Origin of the sequence: Bombilactobacillus bombi (assembly GCF_003522965.1) — a bacterium.
Lineage (GTDB): Bacteria > Bacillota > Bacilli > Lactobacillales > Lactobacillaceae > Bombilactobacillus > Bombilactobacillus bombi.
This window is the reverse complement of the sequence record NZ_CP031513.1, coordinates 377,404-390,374: the sequence shown is the minus strand read 5'-3', so window position 1 is coordinate 390,374 and position 12,971 is coordinate 377,404. Positions and strand designations below refer to the sequence as shown.

The following is a 12,971-nucleotide window of genomic DNA, read 5'->3' as shown; positions in this document are numbered from 1 at the left end:
AAGTGCCAAATTCTAGGCTTTTTAATGCCTAAAAATATGCACACAATATGCACACAAATTTTATTTCCTTGAAAATTGCACACAATATGCACATAAATCTGTTTTACTTTAACATGGGTGTAAGCCCCTTTTTATCAACGTTTCAAAGCAAAACAAAAACCACAACTCTTTAGTTGAGTTGTGGTTAAACATTGCTTAAATGTCGCAGGTGAGATTCGAACTCACGACCTACGGTTTAGAAGACCGTTGCTCTATCCAGCTGAGCCACTGCGACAAACAAATACTATTATAAAAAAATCAAATAGCATTTGTCAACAATAATTTAAAATCGCTTCAAATATTGATCTCTTTCCCACTCCGAAACAGTCTGACGATACGCAGCCCATTCTAATTCACGAGAATCTACAAAACTTTTATATAAATGTTCACCCATAGAATTGATTACTATAGGGTCCTTTTTCAAGGCCTTAATTGCATTGTGCAAAGTAGAGGGCAAATCATAAATTTTATTAGCTTGTCTTTCCGCTTCGCTCATTGTGTAAATATTACGATTAACAGGAGCTACAGGTGCTTTTTGTTCCTTAATACCTTCTAATCCACAATCCAAAATAGCTGCAATCGCTAAATATGGATTAGCCGTTGGATCAACACTTCGCATTTCCAAACGAGTACCGTTTTTGCGCGCCATAGGAATACGAATTAATGGTGAGCGATTTTTACCCGACCAAGCAATGTGAACGGGTGCTTCAAAACCTGGAACCAAACGTTTATAAGAATTTACCGTCGGATTATTAATGGCTGTTAAACCGCGCGCATGTTCCATCAATCCATTCAAGAAATACATCATGGTTTCAGATAATTGATTATCTGTATTTGGATCATAAAAGACATTACCATCTTTATTAAATAAGGACATATTGATATGCATCCCTGAGCCGTTAATACCTTCTAATGGTTTCGGCATAAAAGTTGCATGTAATCCATGTTTACGTGCCACTGTTCGAACAACTAACTTGAAGGTCTGAATATTATCAGCAGCAGCAATAGCATCAGTATATTTAAAATCAATTTCATGTTGACCTGGAGCAACTTCATGGTGACTAGCTTCAACTTCAAATCCCATTTTTTCTAATTCTAGAACAATATCGCGGCGACAATTTTCCCCCAAATCGACAGGTTCAAAATCAAAGTAGCCTCCATTATCATTAAGGTCTAATGTCGGTTGCCCTTTTTCATCTAACTTAAATAAAAAGAATTCCGGTTCTGGACCAATATTAAAGGTTGTAAAACCTGATCGGTGCATTTTATCGACTACTCGCCGCAGATTATTACGCGGATCACCTGCAAATTCCTTACCGTCAGCGGTATGAATATCACAAATTAAGCGGGCCACCTTACCATGTTCAGCACTCCAAGGAAAAATCAGCCACGTATTCAAATCAGGATAAAGCAACATATCACTTTCTTCTATTCGTACAAAGCCATCAATCGAAGAACCATCCAAAGTTGCTTTGTTGGCTAAAACTTTATCTAATTGATCAATTGGTAATTCAACATTTTTGAGAACTCCATTAATATCAGTAAACATTAGTCGTAAAAATGCAACATCTTCTTCTTGAGCAATTTTACGAATATCATCAGCTGTATACTTGGAAGTGGCCATGAAATATTATCTCCTCATCAATATAAATTATTTGAGTCATGAATGTTCCAGCGTCCGATTTGTAACATTTCTTTACTAAAGATCTTGCGAGCAGCTGTATCACTAACTTCTGCTGTTTCTTGATCAGCAATTGGCGATTGCTTAAGCATTACCCGTTTAACCTCGGCCATTGTCATTCCAGAACTTAGATAATCTTTAATATCCAATAAGCAATCAATATCATTTAAGGAATATAGGCGTTGATTACCCTTGCTCCGTTTAGGATGAACCAAATCAAACTGTTCATAATAGCGTAATTGGCGAGGTGAAAGGCCTGTTAACTTGGAAATCGAACTAACTGGTAAAATAGCCATATTTTTTCGGATTTGTTTTTCATTCATATTCTAACCTCAAACATAGCACTAATATAACAATTAAAAATTTAAGCGTCAATATTTGATGTTAGCTTTGCTGACATGTATTATAAAATATCTGCACAAGCATGCGCAACCGCTATACGCACATGGGAATAAGTCAATCCCCCTTGCAAATAAATAGCATACGGTGGTCGTATTGGACCATCAGCAGATAATTCAATTGTTGAACCCTCAACAAAAGTTCCCGCAGCCATAACAATTTGATCTTCATATCCTTCCATTGGACTAGCTTCTGGTTGAACAAAGGAATCAATTGGTGAATACTTTTGAATGGCCCGTGCAAATTGCACCATTTTGTCAGCACTACCCAAAATAATTGTTTGTATTAAATCTGTCCGTGGTTCATCCCATTTTGGTGTTACTACAAAACCTAGCTTTTCTAATAAGGCTGCTGCAAAAATTGCTCCTTTAATCGCACTTCCAGTGACTTGAGGTGCCAAAAAAAATCCTTCAATCATTCCTCGTAAATAAGGACCGGTAGCCCCTTCATGGCTTCCAATTCCTGGAGCAGTCAACCTAATGGCGGATTTTTCAATTAGGTCCTTTCTACCTACCAAATAACCTCCAGTAGTAGCTAAACCTGCCCCAGCATTCTTGTACAATGACCCAGCCATTAAGTCAGCGCCAAATTCTGTAGGCTCTTGTTCTTCAGAAAATTCACCATAACAATTATCAACAAAAACAATTACTTCTGGCAATCTCTCTTTAACAAAAGCAATCATTTCTGCAATTTGGGCCACCGTATAACTGGGACGTACTTCATAACCTCGCGAGCGCTGAATAGCAACAACGTTGGGTTGAAAATCTGCTAAAGTCTGTGCTAAATGAGAATAATCAACCATGCCATCGGTAGTTAAGGGTTGATATTTAAATTCAATCCCATACTCCTTTAAGGTTCCAGCTTGCCGCTTATTCATACCAATAACTTCTTGGAGTGTGTCATAAGGCTTACCTGTTAAATATAGTAATTTTTGTCCTGGTTGCAAGCACCCAAATAATCCTACAGCAATCGTATGCGTTCCAGAAACAAATTGGGGCCGCACTAAAGCAGCTTGCGTATGAAAAACTTCTGCATAAACTCGATCTAAAGTTTCTCGGCCTTCATCATAATTACCATATCCAGTGGAACCGGACAAATGACTTTCTGACATTTGTTGATGAGTAAATGCTTGTAAAACTTTGGCTTGATTATTATCAATCTGCTGATTAACTTTTGCAATTTGTGGTTGGATTTGTTGATCAACTTCTTGAACAGCTTGTTGAATTTGAGACGGTAAATCTTCTATCCAATTCATAATTTCACTCCTTAAATTTTTCGACAAGTGCAGTTATTTGTTGTAATTGTTGGGGATATTTGATTAAGTCAAACCAATGAATAGTTAACTGATGTCTAAAGTAAGTTAATTGCCGCTTCGCAAAACGACGCGAATTTCGTTTTATCAATTCGACTGCATCTATTTGTGACATTTCTCCAGCAAAATAAGGAAATAATTCTTTATAACCAATACCTTGGCTCGCTTGTGGAGCTTGGTTTCTTTGCTCATAGAGCCAATGTGCTTCATTAATTAAACCCCTATTTAACATTTCATCAACTCGTTGATTTATGCGCTGGTATAATAAAGTGCGCTCAGTGGTTAAACCAATAATTAAATAGTCAAAGTTCGCATGCTGTTGTTGTTGTTGACTAAATTGTTGACCAGTTAAATCCAAAACCTCTAACGCTCTAATAACTCGACGAGTATTTTGAGGAGCAATTTGTGCTGCAGCTACAGCGTCTCGTTGTTGCAACAGTTGCCACAATTCTCTAGCTCCTATTTGGGTTAGCTTTTGCAGATAGTCTTGGCGAATATTAGTTGTGTCTTGGCGCTCTTTGTCACCGCCCAGATTGAGATTATCAACTAAAGCTTTGATATAAAAACCAGTGCCACCGACAATTAGGGGTAATTTTTGTTGATGAGTAATCGCAGTAATTAGCCGGTTAGCTTCTTGTTGAAAATCATAAACAGTATAACGTTGATTAATATCGCAAATATCAATTAAATGGTGTCTAACTCCCTGCATTTCGCTAGGCATAATCTTAGCAGTGCCGATATCTAAGTGCTGATATATTTGCATGGAATCGCCTGAAATAACTTCTCCAGCAAATTTATGAGCTATTTCAATGCTGAGAGCTGTTTTGCCTACTGCTGTAGGGCCAACAATAATAATAACCTTTTTCTTTTTCAAATTAGTTCTCCTAACAATTACTAAAAATTAGCAATTTTAGTTGAAATTACAGTTCAGGTTCGTGATAATAAAAGTTGAAAGATAAGAGGAGGTGGACATTGATGGCACAAAAACATGGAGTCATTAAAGGTATTGTTATTGGATCTTTAGCAACTGCAGGCGCAGTATTAGGTTCAGCTTTAACCTATCGTCAAAAAGTTATTAAACCTGTAAATGATGAAGAAGATCGAATTGAAGCTAATCGCAGAAAAGCTAACCGCAAAGCACACTCAGCACATCATGCCAACTAATAGTAAGTAAGCTTGAAGGGTGGGACAAATTTTGTCTCACCCCTCTTTGTTTGTTCTAATTATTTATATACTGAATAATTAAAGTTTCGTTGTTTTTTTGGTTTTCCCATTCCATTCATTGAAGCCTTTTTTTAACCATTTAACATCTTGAAAACCAAGTTTTTTTAACTTTAAGGCTGCCCTAATACTGAGCGTACTACCTTGTTCGTATAAGTAAACTGGCAAGTCAGAACGTAATTCTGAAGTCAGCATCTTTAATTGTGTATAAGGCAAATTCCGCGCACCTAATATATGACCTGCATCAAAATATTTTTTTTCACGCAAATCAACTAATTGTGCTTTCCGCATTGTTGCTTCAAATTGTTCATTATCGAGCTCACCACCTAATTGCTTGGCTCGTAAACGATAATAAAGCCATGAACCACCGTAATAAATCAAAAAAATCGCAATAACAAGTATTAATGAATTCAAAAATGACACAATCTCCACTCCCGACTTATTTATCTAAGATTAATGATGCAGCCCCAATTACGCCGGCTTCATTACCTAAAGTAGCTAATTTCAAAGTTGTAGTATTTTTAATAGCGGTAAAAACATACTGCTCATAACTTTGTTGAACATGCGACAATAAGAAATCACCCGCGTTGGAAACGCCACCACCAATTACAATATATTCTGGATTTAAAGTGACCGCAACCGTACTTAAAGCTAGTCCCAATTGCTTGCAAACATATTCAATCACCAGTAATGCAAGTAGATCATTTTGTTTAGCCAAGTCAAAGACATCTTTGGAAGTAATATCATCACCGTTATCAAGGTTAGCCTTTAATTGTGAATTTCCAGCATACTCTTGTGCATAATCACGAGCAACTCGTACAACGCCAGTAGCAGAAGCAACTGTTTCTAAGCAGCCCTTTTTACCACAAGTACAAGTATAGCCATTCGGATCAATTGTCATATGACCAATTTCTCCAGCTGAACCACCATTGCCATGAACAATGTGACCATCAACGATAATGCCACCACCGACACCTGTTCCTAAGGTTACAAAGGCTACATCAGCGGCATTATTACCAGCACCTTGCCAACGTTCACCTAAGGCTGCAACGTTGGCATCATTTTCTACTTTGACAGACATTTTGGTACCAGCTTCAATTTGCTGCTTAATTGTCATTGGCCGATCCCAATTCAGATTAAAAGCACTATCAACAGTTCCGGCCTGATAATCAACACTTCCTGGAGTTCCAATCCCAATTCCAGCAAATTGTTCTGGCTGCATTTGATACATTTGTAAATGATGATTAATACTATCAATAATATTAGGAATAATATTATTACCATTATTTAAAATGTCTGTTTGAATACTCCAGCGTTGCTGAATTTCGCCTTGAGCGGTCATAATGGCAAACTTCGTAGTAGTACCGCCTAAATCAATTCCAATTAACTTTTGGTTTTCCATTGTCCTTCTTCATTCCTTGTTCTTCAATTTTATGTTCCCGATTCAATACTAATTTACAAGTTATAAAAGTTGCTTGATCAATCACTTGTTCATGATAGAGTCGATCTAGTTCAATCGCCATCAATTCAATATCCCAAATCCGTTTACCAACATATACATAAATACCAAATTTCTTAAGTACTTGCTGCACATCATATAAGGTATGAATATTGGTTTCTCTCATGCGCGAACTACTCCTATCCTGTACAAAACAATTGCTAGTACAATTAATCCTACTGTACTAATTATACGCCATAATTTTGGTAATGCATTCTTCATTTGTGGAATCGTAATAATCCAACCAACCAAGAATCCCACAAGTGCTCCACCAACATGACCCCAAATATCGATGTCGCCAATAAAAATATCTGCAACCAAATTAAATACAATCAATATTAAAAATTGCTGTGACCATTGACGAATTCCTTGATTATTTTTGAAAATAATTCCCAAAGCTACATACAGACCAAATAGGCCAAACAATGAAGTACTAGCACCAGCAGAAATGGAGTTCTGACTTCCGAAAGCAAAACTCATTAAATTGCCGCCGATACCACTTAATAAATAAATAATACTAAACTTTAAGGGACCATACAAAAATTCTAATTGTTGACCCATGAAATATAAAGTTAACGAATTAATTAAAATATGTTGCCAACCAATATGCACAAAGATTGGTGTTATTAATCGCCACCATTCCCCTTGGGCCACCAAACTATTTACTTTGGCTCCAGAGGCTAATAATGCTGCAATGTTTTGACTGCCGCCTTTAAATATTTCCCAACCAAAGACAACTAATTGAATTATTAAAATTACATAAGTTGCCCATGGTCGCTGTTGAATTTTTCTCATATGAGCCTCGATTCTGTAATAACATGATTCACAGGATAGTCCAGTACATCAATTTCCCAATCAGCGTGTTGAAAAACAATAGGTGGTAAAGCCAAAACAACACTTTGAGTTTGTGGATGCTGCGCTAAATATCGATCATAATAACCTGCTCCAAAGCCGATACGTTGTTTAGTGTCTAAAGCAACTGCTAAAGCAGGAACAATAGTCAAATCGGCCCCTACTGAATTTAATGGATCAATTTCTTCTGGCTCCCAGACTCCAAAAGCCGTTCGTGATATTGATTTTTGTGCCTGCAAATTAAAAAAATCCATTGAATAATTCGAATAAGTTTTGGGAATATAAATACTCTTCCCCAACTGTAAAGCACGTTGAATAATTGGTTGCGTTGGTAATTCCGTGGCCATACTAACGGTGATTGCAATTGTTTGTGCTGTTTGAAAATAAGGTGCTGCAAATAAATTTTGATACAAAGTAGATGGAACTACTTGATTTTGTTTCCACCAATTTTTGAGTTTGGTTGATTGTTGCTTGCGGAATTCATTTTTATTTCCCATTGAATCTCCTTAAATAAATGTGTTTGAATTACAATGATTCAAATTTAAAAGATGAATAAGTAAATTGTCATCATATTGTTAAAAATAATAATCCTTTACCTAATAAAAAAACAACAGGTTTGGCCTGTTGTCTTTATTTAGTTTCGCGATGTAATGTCACTTTACGTTCCCGCGGACAATATTTATTAAGTTCCAGGCGGTCAGGATTATTACGCTTGTTTTTGCTGGTTAAATAATTGCGTTCATGACATTCGGTACACTCTAATGTAATATTTACTCGCATATTAAAACCTCTTTTCTCACTTGAATACGATGCAACTCTGTTATATTACCATTTATACAAATAATTTTCCAGTATTATTGGGAATCTTTTGTATCTGAATCAAAATAACTAGTAATCATACTCTTAACCAGATTTAAATTATACTCGCCTTTTTCGCTACTTAAATTTGGCATGACTACCGCAACTGCTATTTGCGGGTCATTATAAGGAGCATAAGCGACCATACTTAAAGTAATGGTTTGAGCTGGATTAGTGTTATAAGGATTATCTGGGTCATAATAAAATGATTGTGCCGTTCCAGTTTTCCCGGCAATGGCAGGTTTAACATTAGCTAGCTGTTTGGCTGTTGTCCAACCACCATTGCCATGAACTACATTGTAAAATCCGTCTTTAACCACATTCAATTGACTATTATTAAAACCAACCCGATTCAAAACTTGCGGTTGAGTTTGGTTGACAACTGCTCCTAACGAACCATCGTCTCGAGTTTTTTGAATGGACTGTACTAAATACGGACGCATACGATAGCCACCATTGGCAATGGTAGAAACATATTGTGCCATTTGAATTAATGTATAGGCGTCATAGTTCCCATAAGATTCATCAAGTGCTGAACCCACTTTAACTATCCCATCACTATTCATCGTAGGTCCTTCAATTCCACTGCTTTCACCGGGTAAATCAATGCCAGTTTTAATACCTAAACCAAATTGGTTGTAATAACCCCGTAATTTTTGAAAAATATCATCATCAATATGAATATAACTATTTGGCACATATTTCGCATTACCCATTCGCATAGCCAAACGCATCATATAGATATTAGAAGAAAATTCCAAGGCTTTCTGCGCACTTAAAGCACCAAATGTTCCGATAGGGTAAACTGATTTTTTAACTGGTGTGCTTGGTAAATAAATTGGTGAATCTGGTAAAACACTATTTTCCGGTGAAATAGCACCAGACATTAAGCCACCTAAAACAGTAGCCCCTTTCACTGCTGACCCCATAACAAAAGTACGATTGATTACACCTAATGAATCATCAGTCATGTTGCCTGTTTTGGGATTATAGTGAACACCCGACATTGCTAAAATGGCCCCAGTTTTGGGATTGATGGCTACTGCATAAGCACCATCAGAATATTGGGTAACTCCATTCGCACGCGCAGAATCGAATGTATTATGGACAGCTTGATCAACTTTCTTTTGATATTCAGCATCAATAGTTAAGTTCAGGTTATCTCCTTTTTCACCCTTATATTTTTGAATAGAATCAGTAAGTCGATTATTGGTACCTACAGAAATTTGAGTTTGTGACTTGCTCCCCTTTAAAATCGGCTCATATTCTTGCTCTAAATAGCTTGTACCTACTCGATCATTACGCGAATAACCTTCAGCTAAGAGCTCATTAATCCGATTATCAGGCAAGCCTTGCTTTTCTGTAGAAACTTTTCCAATAATACTAGTCATTGAATCTCCCATTGGATATGAACGTTGGGAGTCAATACCCACTTGAATTCCTGGAAGTTCAGTTTGATGTTCACTGACTTGAGCCACTTCTTGTGGTGTTGCTTGATAATTTTTAATGTAAACCGTTGAATATTGATAAGCCGCACTCATTTTAGCAAAAATAGCTGCGGCTTGTAATTGTGCAGGACTTAAATCTGGTTTTTGCTTTTTAACATAAGTGATAGCTCGCCGATACTCATCGCGATCTGGTTCAGCTTGCAATTGTTCTTCGGTCATATTTTTATTGATAACTTTGGTAACTTTTTTATAATTAGATTCTTTGGCCAAATAATAATCAGCCTTGTCACGGCTAGTTAAATTAGAATCATCTACATGAATAAATTTTTGTAATCGATTAGCAATCTGATACATATCTGAAGTTTTTACTGAAGCACTGCGTGTATAAGTAATAGCACTACTAGGCTCATTATTAACAATCAGGCGCCCCTTAGAGTCATAAATTAAACCGCGAGGAACATTACCTGCAATTACTGTTTTATCAGAGCGTTCAACTTCTGCTTGAAACTTGGAACCATTTAATAATTGCAAATATGCCAGTTGGCCAATCAATAACGCAAATAAAACAAAAACAATTACTAAGAGTACATTTAGACGAAAAGGCAAAATCGACTGAGTAGTCTTAGGCTTATTAAGTCGCTTTAAAAATTTCACTAATCAAATCTCCTCAATAGTATACGCATCATTATAACAAAAAAGAGTCAGGGACCAAATATCATTGTACCCCAACCCTTATTATTCGTCCAAAAACTTCTCAAATTAATAATCATCTATTAAAAACAATTATTTAGATGTCTCATCAACAAAAGTATACGTTGGACTATCAACCTTGGCATCATAATCAATTTGCAAATCATAACCTGTGAAAAACCATACATCTTCGTCATTAAAATAATAACTAATCTGTTGGTAAACAACCTCATAATATGGTTGTTGCGGTTTTTGCTTTGCGAAGGCTATTGAATATCCTTGATGGACATTAGTCTTGCCGTATACTTTACCATAAAAATGTAAGCCATCTCCAGGTTTCAAATCAATATTTTCTTGATACCATTGTTGTGCTACTGGACTTATTGTTATTTTCATATTCATCACCAATTAAAATCATACAATATGGAAACGATTTAATCCAGTGATTAGTTTTCAACATTAGTAATTTTAACGATAAAAGATCCCCCTGGCGTCTCAATCGACACTTGATCGCCAACTTTTTTGCCTAATAAAGACTTGGCAATTGGTGAATCATTGCTAATTTTACCATTCATCGGATCGGATTCAGCAGCTCCTACAATTTGGTAAGTCTCAGGTTCATCATCATCTTCTTGAAAGGTAACTTTTTTACCTACTGAAACCTCGTTAGCATCTACCTCATTGACATCAACGACATCAGCATATTGCAACATCGTCATAATCTCCGAAATTCTTGATTCCACGATACTTTGCTCGTCTTTAGCGGAAGAATATTCAGAATTTTCTGATAAATCACCAAAACCTCGGGCAACTTTAATTCGTTCAATGATTTCTGGACGCTTTTTTAATTTCAAGTCTTCTAATTCTTGTTCTAACTTTTGTTTCCCCTCAGCTGTCATTGGATATCTTTTTTCAGCCAATTTTTACACCCCATTTTATAATATGCATTCCAATATAAGCAGGTATACGCCCACTGTCAACTGTTATTTATTATATTTGTGCCCTTGATAAATTAAATATTTGATTTTAGAAGTTAATAAATCAATCGCCACCTCATTAGCTCCACCCTCTGGAATTATTAAATCAGCATAGCGTTTAGTAGGTTCGATAAATTGTTGATACATAGGGCGAACATGTTCTAAATATTGGTCAAATATAGTTTCTAAAGTGTAGCCTCGATGCTCTACATCACGTTTAATCCGGCGAATCAAACGGATATCATCATCAGTATCAACGAATACTTTAATATCCATCAAATCACGCAAACGTTGATCATACAAAGCAAAAATTCCTTCTAAAACAATCACATTGGCTGGTTCTTGATGGCGAGTTTCAGCTGTACGATTACTTTTAACAAAATCATAAATTGGAACTTCAATACTTTCAAAGTTCCGCAATTGTTGTAAATCAGCTACTAATAAGTCTGTATCAAAAGATAATGGATGATCAAAATTTTGCAGCTTGCGTTGCTCATAAGGTAAATCTAATTGCTTATAGTACGAATCCATTTGTAATAATGCAATTGATTGTTGGCCAAGTTCTTTAATTAAGCGTCTGGCAATGGTTGTTTTACCACTACCAGATCCTCCACTGACACCAATAATCAATGGTTGTTTTGAAGATGAACTTTGCTGAGACATCAACTTTCTCCTATCAAAAGGGATTGAGACAAAATATTTTCTCAACCCCTTTTTATATATTCAATATTTAAAATTTTATAAAACACAAAACTTGCACTAATAATACCATAAATAATTAGAACACACCAATACTATTGGTTAATTGACGCAACATTTCTCAAATGTTCTGCATAATTTGTAGAATAGAGAACTTTTCCAGTTTTCAAATCAGCTACAAAGAACAAGTACCCTTTATCACGCTCAGATGGATTTAAGACATCCACTATCGAATTAATACTTGGTGAATTAAACGGACCTGGGCCAAATCCAGGATTCTTATATAAGTTATATGGTGATTTTATCTTAACATCATGACCATTTAAATGGCGTTTATGCTTATTCATAGCGTACATTACAGAAATATCGGACTGTAAAGGCATATTTTGATCCAAGCGATTAAAGAACACTCCAGAAATCAGGCGCCGATCTTTTTCAGTAACACCTTCACGTTCAATCAAAGAAGCAAGAGTTAATGTCTGCTGCACAGTTAAATCTTTTGCTTTCATCTGATCATAATAAGGTGTTAATTCTTGGTTAGTTTTCGCTACCATTTCTGTCACCAGTTTTTCTAATGACATCCCCGAATAATATGGATAAGTAGCAGGAAATAGATAACCCTCTAAATGATAACGAACATCCTTAGATTTCATAGTCGAGTCTAATAATTGCGGATAAGTGTTTTGCAATTGCTTCATAAATTTTTGATTTTTCATTAATGCTAAGAATTCCTTTTTACTATAAGGGGTATTCTTACTAATGACATCACCAATTTGTTCAATCGTTACACCTTCTCGTACTAATACATTATTATCAGGACGGGCAATGTGCTCAGAACTACCACCCTTTTGCAAACGTGCGACAATTTGAGTAAGTGTCATCGAAGGCTTAAAAGTATAATAGCCGGCCTGAAAATCAGTATAATTATGAGATTTGACATAATAATTAAAAACAGTTGCACTGCGAATAATTTTCTTTTCCTGCAAACGCGAAGCAATTTCCTTATTGGATGAGCCAATAGGAATTTTCACTTCTATTTCTTGATGGTTATTGCTGTTCATCGGCTGTAATGATTCTTGAACGTAATTGTAGCCTAAAACACCAAAAGTTACGATTAGAATAGCAATGATTGCTATAATCCAGCCCGCAATACTATTAACAACACGATGTTCTGAATCACGTTGCCGCTTTCTTTGTATAGAAGTATTTCTTTCTGGTACATCAGGTTTATTATTTTTGTCTGAATTAGCCAAAGATGGTTCCTCCAAATGTTAATCTCAAACAATAATTATACACA

16 protein-coding genes and 1 tRNA gene are annotated in these 12,971 nt (G+C 35.9%); 1 reads left to right on the top strand and 16 read right to left on the bottom strand.

The window, feature by feature from the left end; translation table 11 throughout:
* Positions 1–200: 200 nt before the first annotated feature.
* From DS830_RS02065 to miaA, 5 genes are all read right to left on the bottom strand, one after another.
* Positions 201–274: transfer RNA gene (locus DS830_RS02065), tRNA-Arg, on the bottom strand.
* A gap of 48 nt (positions 275–322) precedes the next feature.
* On the bottom strand, positions 323–1,663 hold the full coding sequence (glnA, locus tag DS830_RS02060; RefSeq protein ID WP_118908052.1) for a type I glutamate--ammonia ligase: 1,341 nt from the start codon (positions 1,661–1,663) through the stop codon (positions 323–325).
* Between the two features lie 17 nt (positions 1,664–1,680).
* Entirely contained in the window at positions 1,681–2,043 is a 363-nt protein-coding gene (locus DS830_RS02055; RefSeq protein WP_118901150.1) for a MerR family transcriptional regulator, read from the bottom strand.
* 80 nt (positions 2,044–2,123) lie between these two features.
* On the bottom strand, positions 2,124–3,365 hold the full coding sequence (locus DS830_RS02050) for a methionine gamma-lyase family protein (protein ID WP_118909083.1): 1,242 nt from the start codon (positions 3,363–3,365) through the stop codon (positions 2,124–2,126).
* A gap of 13 nt (positions 3,366–3,378) precedes the next feature.
* Complete coding sequence (gene miaA, locus DS830_RS02045) at positions 3,379–4,305, bottom strand: tRNA (adenosine(37)-N6)-dimethylallyltransferase MiaA (protein WP_118908051.1); 927 nt, start codon at positions 4,303–4,305, stop codon at positions 3,379–3,381.
* Between the two features lie 101 nt (positions 4,306–4,406).
* On the opposite strand from miaA, the gene DS830_RS02040 reads away from it, so the two are divergent.
* Positions 4,407–4,595, top strand: coding sequence for a DUF3042 family protein (locus tag DS830_RS02040; protein WP_118901147.1), 189 nt, complete (start codon positions 4,407–4,409; stop codon positions 4,593–4,595).
* A gap of 78 nt (positions 4,596–4,673) precedes the next feature.
* Here DS830_RS02040 and DS830_RS02035 read toward each other — a convergent pair whose 3' ends face one another.
* From DS830_RS02035 to mltG, 11 genes are all read right to left on the bottom strand, one after another.
* On the bottom strand, positions 4,674–5,075 hold the full coding sequence (locus tag DS830_RS02035) for a rhodanese-like domain-containing protein (RefSeq protein ID WP_240366819.1): 402 nt from the start codon (positions 5,073–5,075) through the stop codon (positions 4,674–4,676).
* Between the two features lie 16 nt (positions 5,076–5,091).
* A complete protein-coding gene (locus DS830_RS02030) occupies positions 5,092–6,054 on the bottom strand; it encodes an ROK family glucokinase (RefSeq protein ID WP_118908050.1) in 963 nt (320 codons plus the stop codon).
* Positions 6,026–6,262 (bottom strand): YqgQ family protein, encoded by a 237-nt coding sequence (locus DS830_RS02025; protein ID WP_118902926.1) that lies wholly within the window; start codon positions 6,260–6,262, stop codon positions 6,026–6,028. Before DS830_RS02025 ends, DS830_RS02030 begins: the two co-directional genes overlap by 29 nt.
* Positions 6,263–6,273: 11 nt before the next feature.
* On the bottom strand, positions 6,274–6,945 hold the full coding sequence (locus tag DS830_RS02020; RefSeq protein ID WP_118908049.1) for a rhomboid family intramembrane serine protease: 672 nt from the start codon (positions 6,943–6,945) through the stop codon (positions 6,274–6,276).
* A complete protein-coding gene (locus DS830_RS02015; RefSeq protein WP_118908048.1) occupies positions 6,942–7,499 on the bottom strand; it encodes a 5-formyltetrahydrofolate cyclo-ligase in 558 nt (185 codons plus the stop codon). Before DS830_RS02015 ends, DS830_RS02020 begins: the two co-directional genes overlap by 4 nt.
* Positions 7,500–7,632: 133 nt before the next feature.
* Positions 7,633–7,782 carry a 50S ribosomal protein L33 gene (gene rpmG / locus DS830_RS02010; protein WP_118901139.1) on the bottom strand — a complete coding sequence of 50 codons (150 nt, stop codon included), beginning with the start codon at positions 7,780–7,782 and terminating at the stop codon, positions 7,633–7,635.
* 74 nt (positions 7,783–7,856) lie between these two features.
* Positions 7,857–9,962: a peptidoglycan D,D-transpeptidase FtsI family protein gene (locus DS830_RS02005; protein WP_118908047.1), complete on the bottom strand. Its 2,106-nt coding sequence runs from the start codon at positions 9,960–9,962 to the stop codon at positions 7,857–7,859.
* A 129-nt stretch (positions 9,963–10,091) separates the two neighbouring features.
* Positions 10,092–10,394, bottom strand: a complete 303-nt coding sequence (locus tag DS830_RS02000) for a HesB/YadR/YfhF family protein (protein ID WP_118901137.1) — start codon at positions 10,392–10,394, stop codon at positions 10,092–10,094.
* A gap of 50 nt (positions 10,395–10,444) precedes the next feature.
* A complete protein-coding gene (greA, locus tag DS830_RS01995) occupies positions 10,445–10,918 on the bottom strand; it encodes a transcription elongation factor GreA (RefSeq protein ID WP_118901136.1) in 474 nt (157 codons plus the stop codon).
* A 63-nt stretch (positions 10,919–10,981) separates the two neighbouring features.
* On the bottom strand, positions 10,982–11,638 hold the full coding sequence (gene udk / locus DS830_RS01990; protein ID WP_118908046.1) for a uridine kinase: 657 nt from the start codon (positions 11,636–11,638) through the stop codon (positions 10,982–10,984).
* A 131-nt stretch (positions 11,639–11,769) separates the two neighbouring features.
* Positions 11,770–12,927: an endolytic transglycosylase MltG gene (gene mltG / locus DS830_RS01985; protein ID WP_240366818.1), complete on the bottom strand. Its 1,158-nt coding sequence runs from the start codon at positions 12,925–12,927 to the stop codon at positions 11,770–11,772.
* Between the last annotated feature and the right edge of the window lie 44 nt (positions 12,928–12,971).